The sequence below is a fragment of the Acidimicrobiales bacterium genome (assembly GCA_035316325.1).
Classification (GTDB): Bacteria; Actinomycetota; Acidimicrobiia; order Acidimicrobiales; family VFJN01; genus DASXTK01.
The window spans coordinates 20,260-40,166 of sequence record DATHJB010000022.1 but is presented as its reverse complement, the minus strand read 5'-3'; the positions used below and the strand labels follow the sequence as shown (position 1 = coordinate 40,166).

The window sequence follows — 19,907 nt, the reverse complement described above, 5'->3', positions numbered from 1 at the left end:
GGGGACGAGGTGGACTTCAGCTCAGCGGAGGCCGAGGACGAGATCCGGGAGGCGGTCCGCTCGACGTGCCGCAGGTTCGACGACCGCTACTGGCGGGAGTGCGACGAAGCCCACCAGTTCCCGCACGAGTTCTACGACGTCATGGCGGCCGGCGGCTGGGTCGGCATCGCCATCCCCGACGAGTACGGCGGCGGCGACCAGGGGATCACCGAGGCGTCGATCGTGCTCGAGGAGATCGCGGCGTCCGGAGCGGCGATGAACGGATGCAGCGCCCTGCACCTGTCGATCTTCGGCATGAACCCGGTCGTCAAGCACGGCTCGGACGAGATGAAGGCCAAGTACCTGCCCCGCGTCGCCGCCGGCGACCTCCACGTCGCCTTCGGTGTGACGGAGCCGGACGCCGGTACCGACACCACCTCCATCACGACGAGGGCGATACCCGACGGCGATCGCTACCTGGTCCGGGGCCGCAAGGTCTGGACCACCAAGGCCTCGCTCTGCGAGAAGGTGCTGCTGCTGGTGCGCACCACCCCCCTCGAGCAATGCGAGCGGCGCACCGACGGGATGACGCTGCTCCTCGCCGACCTCCAGCGCCCCGAGGTGGACATCCGACCGATCCCCAAGGCGGGCCGGAACGCCGTGGTCTCGTGCGAGGTGCGCTACGACGACCTGCCCGTGTCGATGGCCGATCGCGTCGGCGAGGAGGGCCGCGGCTTCCACTACCTGCTCGACGGGCTCAACCCCGAGCGCATCCTGGTCGCGGCCGAGGCGCTGGGCACCGGCAAGCGGGCCCTGGCCCGGGCGGTCGACTACGCACGCGAGCGTGAGGTGTTCGGCCGGCCCATCGGCCAGAACCAGGGCATCTCGTTCCCGCTCGCCGAGGCCCACACTCGCCTGCACGCGGCAGAGCTGGTCATCCGCGAGGCCTCGTGGCGCTACGACCGGGGCCTCGCGTGCGCCGAGCAGGCCAACCTGGCCAAGTGGCTGGCGGCCGACGCCGGGCACTTCGCGGCTGACCGGGCGGTGCAGACGCTCGGAGGCTTCGGGTACGCCAAGGAGTACGACGTCGAGCGCTACTGGCGCGAGTCCCGACTGATGAAGCTCGCGCCGATCTCCCAGGAGATGGTCATGAACTTCGTGGCCGAGCACGTCCTCGGCCTGCCGAGGTCGTACTGATGGGCGCGATCGCACAGCCGCCCCTTGCCGGTGTGCGCGTGGTCGAGGCGTCGAGCTGGGTGAGCGGTCCCTACGCGGGACTGATGCTCGCCGACCTCGGCGCCGAGGTCATCAAGGTCGAGCCACCGACGGGCGATCCGTTCCGGCGGTTCCGCCGGCCGACCACGCCGGTGAGCGCCGAGTTCGCCAACTGCAACCGCGGCAAGCGCAGCGTCGCGCTCGACCTCAAGTCGCCCGCCGACAGGCAGGCACTGCTCGACCTCGTGGCGCAGAGCGATGTCTTCATGTGCAACTGGCGCCCGGACGTGGCCGATCGGCTCCGCCTCGGCGATGCCGCGCTGGCCGCGGCCAACGAGCGCCTCATCCGCGTCTACATCACCGGATACGGCGCCGCGGGCCCGGAAGCGGGGGCGCCGGCCTTCGACTCCGTCGTCCAGGCCCGGAGCGCGCTGTGCCATGCCGGCTCGCCCGACGGGACGCCGGTACTGCTCCCCGGCTATCCGGTCGACAAGACCACGGGCATCCTGGCCGCCCAGGCGGTGCTCGCCGGTCTCTTTGCGCGGGAGCGCGACGGCTCGGGTGAGCGCATCGACATCGCCATGCTCGACGTCGCGGCCTACGTCGACTTCGTCGAGCTGTTCGCCAACCGCACGTTCGTGGAGGGCCAGCCGGAGGAGGCCACGAACGTCCAGGCGACCTCCCTCCGGCCGCTGCCGGCGAGCGACGGCTGGCTCGTCCTCGCGCCGGTGAGCGGTGCTCAGGTCGGCGCCCTGTGCCGGGCGGTCGGCCATCCGGAGTGGGTCGACGAGCTGCGCGCGCAGCCGACCGCGGCTGAGTCGGCCGCGTTGCTGTTCGAGCGGCTCGAACGGGTCCTCCGGGGGCGCCCCCAGGCCGAGTGGCTGGCCCTCTTCGACGCCCACGACGTTCCCGCGGCCCCGTGCCTCACCATCGACGAGCACCTCGCCGACCCGCAGGTGGCGCACAACGAGATCTACGAGCTGGACGACTGGCCGGGCATGGGACCGGTGCGCACGGTCCGCTACCCGGCGCTCTTCGCCCGGCGGGGCCCGCTTCGGGCGGCGACGTCGCCCCCGGAGCTGGGGGAGTACGACCTCGAAGGGAGCGGAGGGACGGATGTCTAGCGTGCTCAGGACCGAACTGGTCGACGGGGTCTCGGTCGTCTCGCTGAACCGGCCGGCCAAGCACAACGCCCTCGACGACGCCCTCCAGGAGGCGTTGTGGGCCGCCGTGGCCGACGCGATCGACGACGACTCGGTCCGGGCCGTCCTCCTGCGCGGCGAGGGGCCGTCGTTCTCCTCCGGCCGCGACACGACGGCCCTCGGGCACCACGGCGACCGGGGGCTGTACGCCTTCGCCGGGCAGGTGCAGGAGGCAGCCGTTCGTCTCGTCACCTGTCCCAAACCGGTGGTCGCGGCGCTCAAGGGCCACGTGCTCGGCGTGGGGCTCGAGATCGCGCTGTCGGCCGACATCCGGGTGATCGCCCGTGGGACCTCGATCGGCTTCCCCGAGGTCAACCACGGGCTGTCGACCGACAACGGCGGCGCCGGCCTGGCCACCGTGCTCGCCGGCCCGTCACGGGCGAAGCACCTGCTCATGACCGGCGAGACCATCGACGCCGACCAGGCCGTCGCCTGGGGGCTGGCCGACTGGCTGGTCGATCCGGACCAGCTCGACGAGCGTGCCCTCGAGATCGCCCGGCGCCTGGCCAGCAGGCCTCCGTTGGCCGTGCGCATGTTCAAGCACCTCGTCGACCAGGTGCACCGCGGCCGGGTCCTCGACGAGCTCCGGGCGGAGCTCCCGGTGCTCATGGCTCTGTACGCCAGCGACGACGTGGCCGAAGCCCGCTCCGCCCGGGCCGAAGGACGCCCGCCCGTGTACCGGGGGCGCTGAGCGACGCCCGCTCGCCGGTCAGCCCGTGATCTCGGTCCCTACGGTCTCGGCCAGCCGGGTGGCCCGCTCGATGAGGGCGTCGGGCGGGGCGAAGCTGACCAGGTCGCAGACCGTCACGCCCAGGCGGGCGTGCGCGGCCAGGTCGGCCGGCTCGCTCGACAGCTTGCCCCCGGTCACGATGACCAGCTCGGAGAAGTCCCGACCGGCCTCGTCGCAGAAGCGGCGGAGCGCATCCAGTCGCTCGGCGAGCACCGCGGGCGGCAGCAGCTCGTGGGTGTCGCGCCCGGGCGTCGGGGGCGAGTAGACGGCCCAGCCGTCGGCGTAGGCCGCAACCCGCCGCAGCACCGCGTCGCGAAACCCTCCGAGCAGCACAGGGATCCGGTTCCCGGGCTGCGGCGGCTGCGGGTGGAAGCCGGCCTCGACGTGGCGGTAGAAGTCGCCGGCGAACGAGCTCACGCCTTGCTGCCAGGCGCGCTGCATCAGCTCCGTGTGCTCGTCGAGCCGGGCGAGCCGCCGGTCCATGCCGACGCCTACGGCGTCGAACTCCTCCTTCATCCACCCGGTCCCGACGCCGAGCAGAAGGCGCCCCCCGGCGAAGGCATCCACGGTGGCGAGCTGCTTGGCGAGGATCACCGGCGGCCGCAGGATCGAGACCAGCACCCGCGTCCCCAGGCGGATCCGCGTGGTGGCACCGGCGACGGCCCCGAGCAGAGCGGTGGCCTCGAGGTAGGGGAAGGACGGATCGAAGTCGTAGGCGCCGTCGGCGGTCCCCGGGTACCGGCTCGCGACCTTCGCGGGCCCGATCAGGTGATCGAACACCCAGAGCGAGTGGTAGCCGGAGTCCTCGGCGGCACGGGCGACCCGGAGGACCGCGTCGACCGTGGTGCGAGGGCCCGACTGGGGGAGGTGGAGGCCGAGCTTCATGATTCGGAACAATTACTACACTTGAGGTCCAATGGACAACAGGAAGTTAAGTTCCGTATGGTGGCGACACGGTGAAGGAGCGCGGCGCCGAACGGCCGCCCGGCGACGGAGGAGGGGAGATGCAGTGGGCTCACGAGTGATCGACCTCGGTACACCGCACCTCGTCCTCGAGCGCCGAGGCGTCCTCGCGTGGTGCACGATCGACCGCCCCGAGGCGCGGAACGCCCTGAGCCCCGCCATGTACCGGGGCATCGGCCGGGCCTTGGAGCTGGTCACTGCCTCCGACGAGCTCGAAGCGCTCGTGCTCACGGGGACCGGCGACGTGTTCGTGCCGGGCGGCGACATGGGAGACCCCACGCAGGCCGAGCCCTGGCCCGGGCAGGTCCTGCCCTTCGGGGCCCTGCGGCACAGCCGCGTTCCGGTCGTGACCGCCGTGAACGGCATCTGCCAGGCCTCCGGCCTGCTGCTCGCCCTGCTCTCGGATGTCGCCGTCGCCAGCGACCGGGCGGTGTTCCGCGCCCCCGAGCTGCTGCGGGGCTTTCCCGACATGTGGTTCGCCGCGGTCCTGCCCGCGCACGTCGGCGTCGGGAGGGCCCGCGATCTGATGCTCACGGGCCGCCGGGTCGACGCCCGCGAGGCCTGCGCCATCGGCCTCGTCGAGCGGGTGGTCGCCCACGACGAGCTCGAACAGGCCGCCGAGGAGGCCGCCTACGAGCTGCTGGAGGCGGCGCCGCTGGCGCGCAACGCCTGGCGCCGGGCGGTCAACGCCTCGTACGGCGTGGTCGACGAGTCGAGCCAGGAGGCGGCCGCCAGCAGCCCGGAGGTCACGGAGGGGTTCGGCGCGTTCCTCGCCAAGCGTCCCCCCGCCTGGAGCCGGCGCCCGACGACCCAGCCGCTCGCCACGGGCGACCACGGTGAGTGATCATCCGGAGGTGACGATCACAGAGCCCGAGGTCGGGATCATCACCGTGACGTTCGACCGCGACGAGAAGCGCAACGCGGTGAACCCCGCCATGACCGACGCGCTGTGGTCGGCGTTGGACGCGCTGATGGACCGCGACGACCTGCGGTGCATGGTCATCACCGCCGTGGGCAGCTACTTCAGCGCCGGCATCGACCTGGCTCACGGAGCCGGCCGGCGCCCGGCGAACCCCGAGACGGCCCACCTGCACCCGGGTTGGAGCTATCGGCGCAACTACCGCAGCCATCACCTCCTCTACGACGAGATGGAGACCACGGAGAAGCCGATCGTCCTCGCCGCCCAGGGGACCGTGCTCGGCTGGGGCGTCGAGACGGCCGTCGCGTGCGACTTCCGGTTCTGCACCCCCCGCACCGCGTGGGGCCTGCCCGAGCCGGGGCTCGGTGTGCTCGCCGGCAGCGGGGGCACCACCCGCCTCACCCGGCTCGTCGGGCCGCACTGGGCGAAGTGGCTGGCGATGGCGGGCCAGAGGATCACGGCGCAGAAGGCTGTCGAGATCGGCCTCGTGCACCAGGTCCTCCCGGAGGAGACGCTGCTCGACGAGGTCTACGCCTTCTGCCGCGAGCTGATCGCGATCCGCGCCGAGACCCTGGGCCTCGCCAAGCTCGTCGTCGACCTCGCCGCCGACGTCCCCGACCGCAACGCCCAACGCCACATCGACCGCATGGCCAACTCGCTGCTGCGCACGGGTTCCTCGACGTTCGACGAGCGCGCCGCCCACCACCGGCGAACCGCCGCCGGCCCGAGCCAGGAGGAGACGTCATGACCGTCGATCGAGAGCTCGTCCTGGAGCTGTCCCGCATCTCCACCCCGTCGATCGTCAACGCCATCGAGCTGCTCGACCTGCGCCCTGGGGACGAGGGCTACACCGACTCGTCGATCCGCTGCCTCACGCCGACCCTGCCCCCGGTCATGGGCCACGCGGCCACGGCCAAGGTCGTCACCCGGCGGGACCAGGGCGGCGACGGGCCGTCGTTGCAGCTCGCGGACCTGTGGGAGTACGTCGCCACGCTCCCGACACCCCGTGTGATCGTCATGGAGGACGTCGCCGAGCCGCCGGGGCACGGGAGCATGTGGGGAGAGGTGCACGCCAACGTGATGGTCGCCCTCGACTGCCACGCGGTGATCACCAACGGCGTCGTCCGCGACCTGCCGGAGATGCAGGCGGTCGGCTTCCGCACGTTCGCCGGCGGGCTCGTCCCGTCCAAGGGTGTGCTGCGCCTGCTGGAGGTCGGCGGGCCGGTGGCCGTCGGCGGGCTCGCCGTCCGGCACGGCGACCTGCTCCACGCCGACCTGCACGGTGTGGTCCACGTGCCCGACGAGGCCGTCTCCGCTCTCCCGGACAAGGTCCGCGAGGTCGAGGCGAACGAACGCCGGACCATCGCCTACTGCCAGGCCCCCGGCTTCACGCTCGAGGGCCTGCTCGCCATGCGCAAACGGGTGACGCACTAGCCCACCCGATCGATCAGTACCAGGGAGGAACCAATGGTCGAAACAGCATCGATCGAGGAACGGCTCGACGCCATCGAGGTGCACGACGTCGACACCCATGTCAGCGAGCCGCCGGACCTGTGGACGAGCCGCATGCCGTCGAAGTGGGGCGACGAGACGCCCCACGTCGAGGCGGGGCCCGACGGCAGGCGTGCGTGGTTCTCGGGCGGCGAGCGAATCATGGGCGCGGCCGGTGCGGCCGACGAGCACCCTCTGCTCGACACCGACACGTGGGCGGGCGCCACCGACCCGCACGCGCGGCTGCGGTGGATGGACAAGCACGGGATCCGCTCGCAGGTGCTCTACCCCAACCTCGTCGGCTTCTTCGGGGCGATGTTCGCCACCCGCGACCCGGCCTTCGGGATCGACGTCTACCGCGCCTACAACGACTTCCAGACCGACTTCTCCTCGGTCGCGCCCGATCGGCTCATCCCCCTCGCCAACCTGCCGTTCTGGGACCTGGACGCGTCGGTCGCCGAGCTCGAGCGCTGCCACGGGATGGGGCACAAGGGCCTCAACTTCGGCTTCCGGTTCGAGCAGATCGGCCTTCCCCGGCTCCGGGACATGCATTGGGACCCCATCCTCCGGCGTGCCGAGGAGATGGGCTGGTCGGTGAACTTCCACGTGGGCTTCAGCGGCAACCCCGCGGACGACCCCGCTCTGCAGTTCGACGTCGACCACAGCGACTTCGACCGGGTGAAGTTCGCCGCCGCGCTGTTCGCCGGCAACATGCAGTGCATCGCCGAGCTGATCATGAGCGGCCTGTGCAAGCGGTACCCGACGCTCAAGTTCGTGTCGGTGGAGAGCGGCATCGGCTTCATCCCCTATCTGATCGAGGCGCTCGACTGGCAGTTCGTCAACCAGAACCTGCACCGGACCCACCCGGACTGGCTGCGGCCCTCGGAGTACTTCCGGCGGCAGATCTACGGGTGCTTCTGGTTCGAGCAGGACGTCGCCCGGCTCGCCGACCTCTATCCCGACAACTTCATGTTCGAGTCGGACTACCCGCACCCGACCAGCCTGACCCCGGCCGACGACCTCGAGTTCGTCCTGGGGCCGAGGGAGACGATCATCGCCAACCTGGCGACGCTCCCCGACGACCTGTTGCGCAAGGTCGTGCACGACAACGCGGCGCGCGTCTACGGCCTCGACTAGCGCCGGAATTATAATTCCGGTACGTTGAGATCGTCAGCCCACCACGGAGGTTGTGCATGTCGGTACGGGGCAAATGGGCGCGGTCCACGCAGCGCTGAGCGGGAGATCCGCCGGCCCGGTGTTCCTGCCGTGGGTGTGGGAGCTGGCCGCCGAACGGGCCGGGATCGACGTCACCGCGATGGCGGCGTCGCCGACGGAGCTCGTCTCGGCGCTGAGCCTCACGGCCGAACTGGTCGAGTCCGACGCGGTCGTCGTGCTGGTCGACGACCTGGACGCGCCCGCGCTGGAGGCGCTCCGCCGCCTGGCCGCCGCCGCTGGGCGCCGTGACCGTGTCGCCGTCGTGCCCGGCCCCTGCCTGCTGGCGGAGCGCCGGGGGCTGGGGGACGCCGACGACCGCGACGAGGCGGCCGAGGACCTGGCCCGGGCCGCCCTCGAGACCCGCGTCGACGTGCTGGCCCTGGACGAGCCCCGGCCGGACCCGTCGTCGGCCGGCTGCTTCCGGACGCTGGCGCGCATGGCGGCCTTCCACGGCGCGCGCACGCTGGTGATCGGCCCCGCCGCCGCCTCGTTCGCGCTCGACGCGGGCGTCGACGCCGTCGACTGCGGGCCCGCCGGGCCGTTGGGCGCGGGGGTGGCGGTCGCCGCTCCACTGGGCGTACCCAGCGGATTGGCGGTGGTCACCACCCCATGGTCGCCCCGCTCGACGGACGCGGAGGCCCTGCGGGCACGGGCTCGCGAGGTCCACGGTCAGCGAAGGGACGCGGTGGCGTGACCCTCACGATCGACATCGACACCGGTGGCACCTTCACCGACGGTGTGTTCACCCGGGACGGGGTCGCCCACGGCGTGAAGGTCCTGACCACGCCGCACGACCTCACCGTCGGGATGCTGGAGTGCATCGACGCCGGTGCCGGTGTGCTCGGCCTCCCGGTGCAGGAGATGCTGCGGGAGGCCCTGGCGGTCAGGTTCTCGTCGACCATCGCCACCAACGCCATCCTCGAGCGGCGGGGCCCCGCCATCGGGCTGATCGTGAGCGCCGGGGCCGAGCACGACCTCTACGGTGCGCCGCTGGTCGAGGCCGGCATCGTCCGCCCCGAGCTCGTCGCCGGGGTGGCGACACCCGTCGACCTCGACGCCACCCGCGTGGTCGTCGAGCGTCTGCTCGACGGGGGAGCGCGGGCGCTGGTCGTCAGCCTCGACGGCTCGTGGCACGATCCCGGGCCCGAACGGGCGGTGCGCGCCGCGGTGCGCAGCCTCTATCCGCCCTACTACCTGGGCGCGGTGCGGGTGTTCCTGGCCAGCGAGCTCAGCGCCCTGCCCGGGGCGGCCGAGCGCACCGGCACGGCCGCGCTCAACGCCTTCGTGCACGACCGCCTCGCCCGCAGCATCTACCGGGTCGAGGAGGAGCTGCGGCGCCGTGGCCTTCGGCATCCGCTCCTGCTCGTGCACGGGCACGCCGGGCTGGCGCGCAGCGCCAAGACCCTGGCCGTCCACACCTACAACTCGGGGCCGGTCGCCGGCGTGCGGGGTGCGGCGGCCGCAACCAGCGATCTGGGCAAGGTCGCGGTGACCCTCGACATCGGCGGCACCAGCGCCGACGTGAGCCTGGCGGAGTCCGACGGGTCGAGCCTGACCTGGACCGGCTCGGTGGGCCTCGTCCCCACCCACGTGCCCTCGGTGCCGGTCGACGCCCTGCCGATCGGGGGAGGGTCGATCGCCTGGGCCGACGGTGCCGGCCTCCAGCTCGGTCCTCGTAGCGCCGGGGCGCATCCCGGCCCGGCGTGCTTCGACCGCGGGGGAGCCGAGGCGACGCTGACCGACGCCAACCTGCTGCTGGGCCTGCTCGACGCCGACGCGTTCCACGGCGGTCGGCTCCCGCTGGTCCGGGCACGGGCCGAGGTCGCCCTGGGCGCGCTCGCGGCCGCGTCCGGGATCGAGCTCGGCGAGGTCGCCCGCCGGGTGCGCGACCGGGCCGAGGCCGTCATCGCCGACGGGTTGTCCGCGCTCCTGGCCCGCCGGGGCGTCGACGCCGCCGACGCCGTGCTCGTGGCCTACGGCGGCGGAGGCCCCCTGCACGCCGCCGGCATCGCCGGGCGCGCCGGGATCGGGCGGGTGCTCGTGCCCGACCACGCGGCCGTGTTCAGCGCCCTGGGCGTGAGCAGCCTGGACGTCGCTCACCACTACCCGCTCCTGGTCACCGGGCCCGTGGCGCCCCAGGCGGTGTCCGACATGCTCGGCGCGGCCCGGCGCGACATGGAGGCCGAGGGCTTCGCCGGCTCGGACCAGCACACCGACCTCGAGCTCGTCGATCCCCGGCGTCCCGGTGTCGTCCGCTGGCGCCACGCCTTCGCCGCCCCGCCCACGGCGTCCGACCTCGTCCCCCTGGTCGCCGAGCTCGACGAAGTGGCGATGGAAGGAGACCTGCTGGTGCTCACGATGACGGCGCTGACGCCCCACCCGGACAGCGCGCCCGCCCCGGCCGACGCCGGCGAGCCAGGTCGTCGCCCGGTCGACTGGGGCGACGGACCGACCGACACTCCGGTGATCCCCGCCGCCTCACTGGGCGACGGTGCGACGGTGGAGGGCCCGGCGCTCGCCGCGGGGCCCGACACCACCGTCGTCGTCCCGCCGGGCTGGCGCCTGACCCGCACGAGCCGCTCGGGCCTGGTCGTGGAGGCGGTGCGGTGACGCAGGTCCGTATCACCGAGTACCTGAGCATCGACCTGGAACCCGAACGCTGGACGTGCGTCGTCTGCGGCCACGACCTCGGCGACGCCCGCGGCGACTACAAGCAGGGCTGCCTCGTCGCCGCCCGCAACCCGTTGGAGATCCACAGTGCCGGCGTCGACCCCGTGGCGGCCGGCCGCGTCTTCGCGCCCGACCCGGAGTGGGTGCGGATCGTGGAGTTCTACTGCCCCGGCTGCGCCACCCTCGTCGAGGTCGAGTACCTCCCCCCGGGGCACCCGCTGACCCACGACATCGAGCTGGACGTCGACGTCCTCAAGCAGCGGTTCGGCAACGACGGCGAGTTGGACGACGACGCGATCGGAGGGCCGTGAAGACGACGGTCGACATCGACATCGGGGGCACCTTCACCGACTGCGTGCTGATGCAGGAGGGTGCCCTCACCCGGTGGAAGACACCGACGACCCGCTACGACCTCGCCGTCGGGGTGCGGGAGGCCATCAGGGGCGCGGCCGAGCAGGCGGGCCTCGATGTCGTCGCCCTGCTGTCGGATGTCGACGCCGTGCGGTACTCCACCACGATCGCGATGAACGCGCTCCTGGAGCGGAAGGGCCCGAAGCTCGGCCTCATCACCACCTCGGGCAACGAGCACATGCTCATGATCGGGCGGTCCCGGCAGTGGGCCGACGGGCTCCACCCCCGCGAGGTCCGGGACATCACCCGGATCCGCAAGCCGGTGCCGCTCGTCCCGGTCGACATGGTGGTCGGCATCCGGGAGCGGATCGACTACTCGGGCGCGGTCGTCGCGCCGCTCGACCTCGACGACGTCCGCGGCAAGGTGCGCCACCTCGTCGACCGCGGTGCCCAGGGGTTCGTCGTCGCCCTGCTGTGGTCGCACGTCAACCCGGCCCACGAGGCCGCGGTCCGGGAGACGATCGAAGAGCTGTACCCCGACGTGCACCTCGGCGGGCTGCCGGTGTTCTGCTCGTCGGACGTCTCGCCGACCTGGCACGAGTACCCGCGGGCCAACGCGGCCGTGCTCAACGCCTACCTGCACTGGGCCCTGCAGGACGAGCTGAGCGCCCTCGGCGGCGAGCTGCGCGAGCAGGGCTACCGCCGCCCGCTCATGGTCGTGAACAACGTGGGCGGGGCGGCCAAGGTGACGCGCACCCGGGCCCTGGACACCTGGGCGGCCGGTCCGGTCGCCGGCCTGTTCGGCAGTGCCTACCTGGCCGGCCACTACGGGCTGGAGAACGTGGTCGTGACCGACATGGGCGGGACCAGCTTCGACTTCGGCACGGTCGTCGGGGGCGACGTCCGCTTCTTCTCCGAGCAGCCGGTCGTGGACCGGTGGCTCACGGAGACGTCGATGATCGAGGTGAAGTCCATCGGCGCCGGCGGCGGCTCGATCGCCTGGCTGAACCCCGAGATGGACGACCGCCTCGAGGTCGGGCCCCGCAGCGCCGGATCGGACCCGGGCCCGGCGAGCTATGCGCAGGGCGGGAGGGAGCCCACCGTCACCGACGCCGATCTGGTGCTCGGATTCCTCGACCCCGACCGCTTCCTCGGCGGCCGGATGCGCCTCGACCGCGATCTCGCCGAGCGCGCCATCCGGCGACGGGTCGCCGAGCCGCTCGGCCTCGACGTCGTCGAGGCTGCCGCGGCCATCCGCACCGCCATCGACGCCCACATGGGCGGCGTCATCGCCAAGGAGCTGTACCTCAAGGGCCTCGACGTGCGGGAGTTCGCGCTGTTCGCCTACGGGGGCGCCGGGCCGCTGCACTGCGCCGAGTACGCCCGACAGCTCGACGCGGACCTGGACTGCTACACGTTCCTGTACTCGAGCGTGTTCTGCGCCCTCGGCGGGGCGTCCATGGACCTCCGCCACCTCTACGAACGGTCGCGTCACGTCGTGCTCTGCGACCCGGCCGAGGGCTTCTGGCTCGACGACCACGAGGCGTTCAACTCGGTCGTCGAGCAGCTGCGGCGCGAGGCGGAGCGAGACGTCGTCTCCGAGGGCTTCACACCGGCCGAGATGGTCTGCACCCTCGAGCTCGACATGCGCTACCGCTACCGGTTCAACCTCACGAGGGTCCGCTCGCCGCACCTGGTGCTGACGAGTGAAGCCGACGTCCGGGGCGTGGCCGCCGCCTTCGCCGAGGAGTACGGCCGGCGCTACTCCGACATCTCGCTCGATGTCGACGGTGCCATCGACGTCGAGGGGTTCCACCTCACGGCCAGCGTCCCCCGCCCCAAGCCGGTGCTGCCCGAGCTGCCGACGGGACGAGCCGACGCGTCGGCCGCCCTGATGACGCGCCGCCCGGTGTTCTGGCCCGACCTCGGCCGCTACGAACCGACGCCGGTCTACGACGCCGACGCGCTGCGATCGGGAAACGTCATCGAGGGCCACGCGATCGTCCAGGGCCCGGACACGGCCATCGTCGTCCCCGCCGACCGGACGCTCACCATCGACCGCATCGGCACCGCCGTGCTGCGGCCCAGCTAGGAGAGACCATGCGCATCGATCGCGAGCTCGTAGCCCGCTATCGCCTCGAACCCAGGACCGACCGGGAGGAGCGCGTCGCCGACGCCCTCGGTGCTGCCGACTTCAGCGTCTACTCCACGAAGCTCGAGCTCTTCTGCGAGGAGGGCAAGGAGGTCATGGTGAAGACCGGCCTCTCGGAGATGATGCAGGCCGGCGACTGCATCGTCGGCGTCTACACGGCATCGGGGGACCTGGCCATCGCCTGCGTCGGGACGTGCGTCCATGCCGCGACGGGGCAGATCCCGTTGAAGTACATCCTGAAGTACTACTGGGACGACCCCACGGTCTCGGTCCGCGAGGGCGACAACTTCTTCGCCAACGAAGCGCAGCTGGGCGGCATCCACAACCCCGACCAGATGAACGCCATACCGATCTTCTGGGAGGGCGAGCTGGTCGCCTGGGTGGCCGCCGCCTCCCACGAGGCCGAGACCGGCGCGACCGAGCCGGGCGGCATCCCCCCGAGCGGACGTTCCCGCTGGGACGAGGGGTTCAAGACACCCCCGCTCAAGGTGGGCGAGGGGTTCACGCTGAAGGGCGACGTCCTGGCGATGATCGCCAACATGGTGCGCGACGACCGCCTCATCGAGGTGGACCTCCGAGCCCGCACGGCGGCGTGCCTGAAGGTGCGCGACCGGCTCCTCGGCCTGCTGACCGACAAGGGACCGGACTTCCTGATCGGCCTGCTGCGCCGGTCGTGCGAGTCGGCCGCCGAGGGCACCCGCAAGGTCGTGGCCAAGATGCTCGACGGCACCTTCCGGGTGAACATGTTCTTCGACAACGTCGGCCTCGACGAGGGCCTGGGCCGGGTGTCGATCGCCGTCCACAAGCGGGGCGACCAGATCACCGTCGACCTGCGGGGCTGCTCGCCCCAGACACCGTCGATCATCAACGCACCCACCCACGTCATCCGCGCCCACATGGCGGCCATGCTGTCGATGTACCTCCTGCCCGACCTGCCGTGCAGCAGCGGCATGTACCAGCCGTTCGAGTTCATCGCCGCCGCAGAGGGCACCTGCCTCAACCCCACCATGGACGCCGGCATCTCGGGCAGCGTCTCGCTGGCCCCCAAGGCGGTCCAGGGCATGCACTCGTGCCTGAACAAGATGATGTTCGCCACCGAGCTGCGCGAGCAGACCGCCGTCCCCTTCGGGACCGGGGCCCGCGTCTTCGGCTACGGAGGCATCAACCAGTACGGCCACTTCAACGCCGGCGTGCTCGCCTCGTCGATGAACGCCACCGGCGGCGGGGCCCGGCCCGACCAGGACGGCGTCGACTCCGCCGGCTTCTGGTGGTCGGGCTACGCCGACTGCCTCGACATCGAGCACGACGAGATCCAGCACCCGTACCTGTACTCCTTCCGGCGGCTGGCCGCCGACCAGGCCGGGCCGGGCAAGTACCGCGGCGGGGCGGGAGTCGCCAACAACGTCGTCATCCACGGCTCGCCCCACTTCGAGGCGATGATCCTCGGGCAGTGCTGGCGCTTCCCCAACTCGATCGGTCAGTTCGGCGGCTACGCCGGGAGCTGCGCCCCGGCGGTGACCGTCGAGAACGGCGCCTGGCAGCAGGCGCTGGCCGAGCCCGGGTTCGAGAACCCGACGAGCCTCCCCGAGCTGATGTCGGCGCAGCCGGTCGACGGCGACTACACCTTGCGCAGCATGGAGACCAGCAGGACCTATGGCGAGGGCGACAGCATCGGTGTCGTGGCCGTGGCCGCCGGGGGCTACGGCGACGTGCTGGAGCGTGACCCGGCCATGGTGATGGACGACATCCGGCGGGGCGTCTACACGGCCTGGACGGCCGAGAACGTGTTCAAGGTCGCGTTCGACCCGGCCACCCTCGACGTCGATCCGGCGGCGACCGAGCGGCTGCGGGCCGACGAACGGGCGGCCCGTCTGCAGCGGGGGCGGCCCTACGCCGAGTTCGTGGCCGAGTGGGAGCGGCTCGCGCCGCCGCCGGAGCTGCTGCGGTACTACGGCTCGTGGCCCCATCCGGACCGCGTCGCGGTGGCCGACGGAGGTGCACCGGGGTGAGGGGCGTCGCCGGCAAGCGGGCGATCGTGACCGGTGCCGGGTCCGGCATCGGCCGCGCCATCGCGACCCGGCTCGTCGACGAGGGCGCGACGGTGCTGGTCGTGGACGTCTCGGGGGCGGAGGTCGGTGTCGCCGAGGAGCTGGGCCCGGCCGCCGTCGCGCAGCGGGCCGACGTCTCGGTCGAGGCCGACGTCCGGGCAATGGTCGAACGCGCCCGTGCCGAGTGGGGGCGCCTGGACATCCTCGTCAACGGCGCCGCCGGAGCGGCGACCGTGGGCCGGGGGCCGCTCGTCGACGTCGACCCCGACGACCTGCGACGCACGCTCGACGGTGTGCTGGTCAGCGCGTTCCTGGGCATGAAGCACGCCATCCCGTTGATGATCGGGGGAGGGGGCGGGTCGATCGTCAACATCGCCTCGCTCTCCGCGCTGGTCGCCTGGCCCGGCATGGGCTCCTACGCGGCGGGGAAGGCCGGGATGCTGGCGCTCACCCGGGCGGCCGCGGTCGAGAACGCCCGCCAGGGGATCAGGGTGAACGCCATCTCCATGGGGACCGTGGCGTCGCCACCCGTCCTGCGGATGCCCGAGGAGCAGCAGGAGCAGGCTGCGTCGCTCCACCCGATCGGGCGCCTCGGGCGCCCCGACGAGATCGCCGCGCTCGCGGTCTTCCTGGCGTCGGACGAATGCGGCTTCGCCACGGGCGCCAACTTCGTGGCCGACGGAGGCCGCACGGCGTCCGCGGGTCACCCGGGTGACGGAGACGACGCCTCCGGCCGCTGAGGGCCGCCGTCAGCGCCGGTCCTCGCCCCGCAGCGGGGCGAGCCGGTCGATCACCGCCGGCAGCTCTTCGATGCCGTCGCGCGCCCAGCCCTCGAGCCGGGACGGGGGGATGTCCAGGTCGCGGGCGTCGGCCGACAGGTCGGCCAGGCGACCCCGGAACATGGACAGGTACCAGTCCATGCCGTACTCCTCGACGGAGCCGTTCACCATGTCCGGGCGAACCAGGGCCTCCAGCGCGTAGCTGCCCCCGCTGCTCACCCGGATCAGCTCGACGAGTGCCTCCAGCTCCAGGCCCAGGCGCTCGCCCAGCTCGAGCATGCCGGCGACGACCATCACGTTGGCGTCGTAGACCAGTGTGTTGAACAGCTTGGCCAGCTCACCGGCACCGGGCCCACCCATGTGGAGGACCGACGTCGCGGTCGCCTCGAGGATCGCTCGGCTCCGCTCGAAGGCCGCTCGGTCGCCGCCGACCATCATCGACCGGTACGGCTTGCCTCCAGGCCCGCCCGCCGGCCCGCTGGTCATCGCGTCGAGGACGAAGACCCCGGCGACCCGCCCGCGCTCCGCCCATTGGCGCAACTCGGACGGCTTGCCGCGGGGCCGGTTGTTGACCACCACTCCGCCCGGGCGCATTCCGGCGACCAGCTCGGCGACCAGACGCTCGACCGCGTCGTCCTCGACGTCGCGGAAGACGACGACCTCACAGGCGGCGGCCAGGTCCTGGAGCGTCGCTGCGGTGGTCGCGGGCGCATCCTCCAGCGCCGCGGTCGTCGTCGGGTCGTCCGCCCACACCACGAGCGGCCAGCCGGCCTCGGCGACGGCCTGTGCGATCGGCGCCCCGGAGCGCGCCTTCAGCCCCACGAACCCGACCGGTCCGCGGTCAGCCACGCTGCAGCTCGATCTCGCGCTCGCGCACGGCGCTTCGTCGCACCTTGCCCGCGTCGTCGCGCAGGGTCTCGGTGACGAACCGGAACGAGCGCGGGATCTTGTGAGGCTCGACCCGTTCCAGGAGGAAGGTCCTGAGCTCGTCGCCGGTGAGGGCCTGGGTCGCCTCGACGACCGCGTGCAGGTGGTGGCCGAGGTCCTCGTCGGGGAGCCCGACCACGGCGCTCGACGCCACCAGGGGATGTTCGGACAAGGCTGCCTCCACCTCGGCGGGGTAGATGTTCGCGCCGCCCACGAGGATCATGTCCGAGATCCGATCGGTGAGGTGGAGATAGCCGCCGGCGTCGATCCAGCCGATGTCGCCGAGCGACTCCCACCCGTCGTCGAGCACCTTCGCCTCGGCGCCGATGTAGCGGTAGGTGTCGGGCGCGCCCGGGGCCTTGCGCATGTAGATCTCGCCCACCTGGCCCTGTGGGACAGCGTCGCCAGCGGCGTCGACGACCTTCATCTGCCCCTCGGCCACGCGCCCCACCGAGCCGGGGTGGGCCAGCCACTCGTCGCCGGAGATGACGGTCATGGCCTGGGCCTCGGTGCCTCCGTAGAGCTCGAAGAGGTGGCTGCCACCGACCAGGTCGATCCACCGCTCCTTGAGCCATGGCGGGCAGGGCGCGGCCATGTGCCAGACGACCTCCAGCGAGCTCAGGTCGTAGCGGCCGGGGGCGGCCTCGATCGCCCGCCACATCCGCAGCATCATCGTGGGGACGAGCAGGACGAAGCCGACCCGGTGCTGCTCGATGGCCTCGAGCGCCGCCTCGGCGTCGAACCGGGGGAGCACGACGAGGTGCTGCCCGAGGAACGATCCGAGCATCGAGTAGGAGAACGGGCCGTTGTGGTAGAGCGGGCCGGGCACGAGCTGGACGTGCTCGGGCTGCATGAAGAACCGCCGCTGCGCGGCCTCGGGGGCGATGGCGCCGGCCGAACCGGACACGATGACCTTCGGTCGGCCCGTGCTGCCCCCCGAGGTGAGTGCCTTCCACGCCGGCGGCACGGTCGCCGGCAGCGGCGCGTCGCTCAACGCGGCGTCGGGCTCGAACCCGGCCGGGACCGTGTGGCGATCGGCGTGCTGCTCGTCGAGCCCGACGACCAGCGGCGGGTCGGCCAGTTCGATGATCTGCCGGCGCTCGCGGGCCGGCAGCCGCCAGGAGACGGGTTGGGGCACCGCGCCCAGCTTCCAGGTCGCATAGCACGAGACGTAGAACTCGATGCCGTTGCGCAACCCGATCGTGACGAGATCGCCCTGGCTCACGCCGAACGACGCGTAGGCGCGGGCCAGGCGGTTCGAACGGCGGTCGAGCTCGTCGCGGGTGATCGTGACGCCCTCGCACGTCACCGCCGGCCTGTCGGGGTCCGCGGCGGCCGACGTGGTGAGTACCTCGCCGATGGGACGCAGGGGGTTCGACATGTCGCTCCTTGGTGAGGCTTCGGATGTCAGGGCGCGACCACGGTGGCGGGGGTCCGTCCCGCCAACAGGTCGACGACCGATTCCGCCGCCAGGCGGCCCATGGCCGTGCGGGTGCGGACGGTCGCGCTGCCGATGTGGGGTAGCAGTACGGCGCCAGGGGCGCGGACCAGCTCGGGGTGCACCGCCGGTTCGTCCTCGAAGACGTCGAGCCCAGCGGCGAAGATCGTGCCCGCGTGCAGGGCGGCCGCCAGCGCCGCCTCGTCGACGACGGGTCCCCGCGAGGTGTTGACGAGCACCGACGTCGCCTTCATCAGCCCCAGCCGTCGGGCATCGACGAGGTGGTGGCTCTCCGGACCGAGCGGCACGTGCAGGCTCACGACGTCGGCCCAACGCAGCAGGTCGTCGAGGTCGGCGACGAAGCCTTCGTCGCCGGTCGGGCGGCGAGCATGGTGCCGGACGGTCATGCCGAACCCCGCGGCACGCGTGGCGACGACCCGGCCGATGCGGCCCCAGCCCACGACGCCCAGACGGCGGCCGTGCACGTCCTGGCCGAGGTGGTCGTTGATGTTCCACCCGGCCCAGCGGCCGGCACGCAGGTCGGCTTCGGCCTCGGTGGTGCGGCGCGAGGCGGCCAGGATCAGCAGGAAGGCGAGGTCGGCGGTGGCCTCGTCGAGCACGCCGGGCGTGTTGCAGACGGCGATGCCGGCCTCGGCCGCGGCGGCGACGTCGATGTTGTCGACGCCGACCGCGACGTTGGCGATCACCCGCACCCGGCCCCGGCCGACCTCGACGACGGAGCGGTCGATGCGGTCGGTCAAGAGGCAGACCACTGCATCGACGTCGGCCGCCGCGATCCGCAGCTCGGCGGCGCTCATCGGCCGATCGTCGCGCGGCGGGCCGACGAGCTCATGGCCCGCGTCGAGCAGGGGATCGAGGCTGCCGGGCGGCATCCTCCGCGTGACGAGTACTCGGGCCATGTCCCTCCGGCTCGGCAGTTGCGCAGCGCGGAACCATAGGGAATAGTTATTCCGGTTGTCAACGCCCGTCACACGGAACACAGGAGATGACATGGACTACTCGGATCTCGCCCCAGCTCTCGTCGTGGAGGTCGACGGGCCGATCCGGGTGATCACGATGAACAAGCCCGATCAGCTGAACGCCTTCTCCGACGACCTGCACCGGGCGATGTGGCTGGTGTGGGGGCGCCTCATCGACGACGAGGATGCTCGGGCCGTCGTGCTCACCGGGGCGGGCAAGGCCTTCAGCACGGGCGGCTACCTGCCCAACTTCGTCCGCAACAACAAGGACCCGATCGCGCTGCGCCGGGACATCCGTCAGGCCGAGCGCCTCGCGCAGGCCATGATCGACTGCGAGCTGCCGGTGGTGGCCGCGGTGAACGGACCGGCCATCGGCCTCGGCTGCAGCCTGGCGGTTCTCAGCGACCTGGTGGTCATGTCCGAGGAGGCCTACATGGCCGACCCCCACGTCAGCGTCGGGCTCGTCGCCGGTGACGGCGGCGCGGTGGCCTGGCCGCTGGTGATGGGTCTGCTGAAGGCCAAGGAGTACGTGATGCTGGGCGATCGCATCCCGGCCGCGGACTGTGCGCAGCTCGGCCTGGCGTCCCGCGTGGTCCCGACCGGAGACGTGGTGGCCACGGCGATGGCGCTGGCCACGCGGCTGGCGGAGCAGCCGGCGCAGGCGCTCCGCGACACCAAGCGGGCGATGAACCTGCACCTGCGGCAGGCCGCCAACCTGGTTCTCGGCTTCGCCCTGGCGGCGGAGACCGAGTCGTTCGGCACCGACGACGTCCGACGTCGGGCCGAGGAGTTCGTCAGCCGGCGGGACTCGTGACGGGGATCGTCGGGCTCCAGACGGGAGGGTGGCG

At 72.2% G+C, this 19,907-nt stretch carries 18 protein-coding genes; 14 read left to right on the top strand and 4 right to left on the bottom strand.

The features are described from left to right. Nucleotides 1–9: 9 nt before the first annotated feature. The 3 genes from VK611_03070 to VK611_03060 are packed head-to-tail and all read left to right on the top strand — an operon-like array spanning nucleotide 10 to nucleotide 3,087. Nucleotides 10–1,176, top strand: a complete 1,167-nt coding sequence (locus VK611_03070; protein HMG40276.1) for an acyl-CoA dehydrogenase family protein — start codon at nucleotides 10–12, stop codon at nucleotides 1,174–1,176. After that, nucleotides 1,176–2,318: a CoA transferase gene (locus tag VK611_03065; GenBank protein HMG40275.1), complete on the top strand. Its 1,143-nt coding sequence runs from the start codon at nucleotides 1,176–1,178 to the stop codon at nucleotides 2,316–2,318. The genes VK611_03070 and VK611_03065 overlap by 1 nt, the downstream gene beginning before the upstream one ends. A gap of 1 nt (nucleotide 2,319) precedes the next feature. Further along, complete coding sequence (locus VK611_03060) at nucleotides 2,320–3,087, top strand: enoyl-CoA hydratase/isomerase family protein (protein HMG40274.1); 768 nt, start codon at nucleotides 2,320–2,322, stop codon at nucleotides 3,085–3,087. Nucleotides 3,088–3,105: 18 nt separating this feature from the next. Here the strand turns inward: VK611_03060 and VK611_03055 are convergent, their stop codons facing one another. Then, nucleotides 3,106–4,011 (bottom strand): TIGR03619 family F420-dependent LLM class oxidoreductase, encoded by a 906-nt coding sequence (locus VK611_03055; protein HMG40273.1) that lies wholly within the window; start codon nucleotides 4,009–4,011, stop codon nucleotides 3,106–3,108. Nucleotides 4,012–4,135: 124 nt separating this feature from the next. On the opposite strand from VK611_03055, the gene VK611_03050 reads away from it, so the two are divergent. From VK611_03050 to VK611_03005, 10 genes are all read left to right on the top strand, one after another. Then, complete coding sequence (locus VK611_03050; GenBank protein ID HMG40272.1) at nucleotides 4,136–4,933, top strand: enoyl-CoA hydratase/isomerase family protein; 798 nt, start codon at nucleotides 4,136–4,138, stop codon at nucleotides 4,931–4,933. A 10-nt stretch (nucleotides 4,934–4,943) separates the two neighbouring features. After that, complete coding sequence (locus VK611_03045) at nucleotides 4,944–5,756, top strand: enoyl-CoA hydratase/isomerase family protein (protein HMG40271.1); 813 nt, start codon at nucleotides 4,944–4,946, stop codon at nucleotides 5,754–5,756. Continuing rightward, nucleotides 5,753–6,442 (top strand): RraA family protein, encoded by a 690-nt coding sequence (locus tag VK611_03040; protein HMG40270.1) that lies wholly within the window; start codon nucleotides 5,753–5,755, stop codon nucleotides 6,440–6,442. Before VK611_03045 ends, VK611_03040 begins: the two co-directional genes overlap by 4 nt. Nucleotides 6,443–6,475: 33 nt before the next feature. Then, the gene (locus VK611_03035; protein HMG40269.1) at nucleotides 6,476–7,636 is read left to right on the top strand and encodes an amidohydrolase family protein; all 1,161 of its coding nucleotides are present in this window, start codon (nucleotides 6,476–6,478) and stop codon (nucleotides 7,634–7,636) included. A 73-nt stretch (nucleotides 7,637–7,709) separates the two neighbouring features. Continuing rightward, entirely contained in the window at nucleotides 7,710–8,408 is a 699-nt protein-coding gene (locus tag VK611_03030; GenBank protein ID HMG40268.1) for a hypothetical protein, read from the top strand. Further along, entirely contained in the window at nucleotides 8,405–10,324 is a 1,920-nt protein-coding gene (locus tag VK611_03025; GenBank protein ID HMG40267.1) for a hydantoinase/oxoprolinase family protein, read from the top strand. Before VK611_03030 ends, VK611_03025 begins: the two co-directional genes overlap by 4 nt. Next, nucleotides 10,321–10,695 carry an acetone carboxylase subunit gamma gene (locus VK611_03020; GenBank protein ID HMG40266.1) on the top strand — a complete coding sequence of 125 codons (375 nt, stop codon included), beginning with the start codon at nucleotides 10,321–10,323 and terminating at the stop codon, nucleotides 10,693–10,695. The genes VK611_03025 and VK611_03020 overlap by 4 nt, the downstream gene beginning before the upstream one ends. Beyond that, the gene (locus tag VK611_03015) at nucleotides 10,692–12,827 is read left to right on the top strand and encodes a hydantoinase/oxoprolinase family protein (GenBank protein ID HMG40265.1); all 2,136 of its coding nucleotides are present in this window, start codon (nucleotides 10,692–10,694) and stop codon (nucleotides 12,825–12,827) included. Before VK611_03020 ends, VK611_03015 begins: the two co-directional genes overlap by 4 nt. 8 nt (nucleotides 12,828–12,835) lie before the next feature. Next, on the top strand, nucleotides 12,836–14,896 hold the full coding sequence (locus tag VK611_03010; GenBank protein ID HMG40264.1) for a hydantoinase B/oxoprolinase family protein: 2,061 nt from the start codon (nucleotides 12,836–12,838) through the stop codon (nucleotides 14,894–14,896). Continuing rightward, nucleotides 14,893–15,675, top strand: a complete 783-nt coding sequence (locus VK611_03005) for an SDR family oxidoreductase (GenBank protein ID HMG40263.1) — start codon at nucleotides 14,893–14,895, stop codon at nucleotides 15,673–15,675. The genes VK611_03010 and VK611_03005 overlap by 4 nt, the downstream gene beginning before the upstream one ends. Nucleotides 15,676–15,684: 9 nt before the next feature. Here VK611_03005 and VK611_03000 read toward each other — a convergent pair whose 3' ends face one another. Genes VK611_03000 through VK611_02990 form a run of 3 tightly spaced genes read right to left on the bottom strand, consistent with a single transcriptional unit; the run spans nucleotide 15,685 to nucleotide 18,999 of the window. Beyond that, nucleotides 15,685–16,563, bottom strand: a complete 879-nt coding sequence (locus VK611_03000; GenBank protein HMG40262.1) for an NAD(P)-binding domain-containing protein — start codon at nucleotides 16,561–16,563, stop codon at nucleotides 15,685–15,687. Further along, on the bottom strand, nucleotides 16,556–18,022 hold the full coding sequence (locus VK611_02995) for an AMP-binding protein (protein ID HMG40261.1): 1,467 nt from the start codon (nucleotides 18,020–18,022) through the stop codon (nucleotides 16,556–16,558). Before VK611_02995 ends, VK611_03000 begins: the two co-directional genes overlap by 8 nt. 26 nt (nucleotides 18,023–18,048) lie before the next feature. After that, entirely contained in the window at nucleotides 18,049–18,999 is a 951-nt protein-coding gene (locus VK611_02990; GenBank protein ID HMG40260.1) for a D-glycerate dehydrogenase, read from the bottom strand. Between the two features lie 91 nt (nucleotides 19,000–19,090). On the opposite strand from VK611_02990, the gene VK611_02985 reads away from it, so the two are divergent. Further along, the gene (locus tag VK611_02985; protein ID HMG40259.1) at nucleotides 19,091–19,873 is read left to right on the top strand and encodes an enoyl-CoA hydratase/isomerase family protein; all 783 of its coding nucleotides are present in this window, start codon (nucleotides 19,091–19,093) and stop codon (nucleotides 19,871–19,873) included. The last annotated feature ends 34 nt before the right edge of the window (nucleotides 19,874–19,907 follow it).

What these genes read in the sequence shown, in the direction of transcription:
- VK611_02990 (HMG40260.1), bottom strand. Translation starts at nt 18,999, where the DNA reads ATGGCCCGAGTACTCGTCACGCGGAGGATGCCGCCCGGCAGCCTCGAT.
- VK611_03065 (HMG40275.1), top strand. Translation starts at nt 1,176, where the DNA reads ATGGGCGCGATCGCACAGCCGCCCCTTGCCGGTGTGCGCGTGGTCGAG.
- VK611_03055 (HMG40273.1), bottom strand. Translation starts at nt 4,011, where the DNA reads ATGAAGCTCGGCCTCCACCTCCCCCAGTCGGGCCCTCGCACCACGGTC.
- VK611_03030 (HMG40268.1), top strand. Translation starts at nt 7,710, where the DNA reads ATGGGCGCGGTCCACGCAGCGCTGAGCGGGAGATCCGCCGGCCCGGTG.
- VK611_02985 (HMG40259.1), top strand. Translation starts at nt 19,091, where the DNA reads ATGGACTACTCGGATCTCGCCCCAGCTCTCGTCGTGGAGGTCGACGGG.
- VK611_02995 (HMG40261.1), bottom strand. Translation starts at nt 18,022, where the DNA reads ATGTCGAACCCCCTGCGTCCCATCGGCGAGGTACTCACCACGTCGGCC.
- VK611_03010 (HMG40264.1), top strand. Translation starts at nt 12,836, where the DNA reads ATGCGCATCGATCGCGAGCTCGTAGCCCGCTATCGCCTCGAACCCAGG.
- VK611_03040 (HMG40270.1), top strand. Translation starts at nt 5,753, where the DNA reads ATGACCGTCGATCGAGAGCTCGTCCTGGAGCTGTCCCGCATCTCCACC.
- VK611_03035 (HMG40269.1), top strand. Translation starts at nt 6,476, where the DNA reads ATGGTCGAAACAGCATCGATCGAGGAACGGCTCGACGCCATCGAGGTG.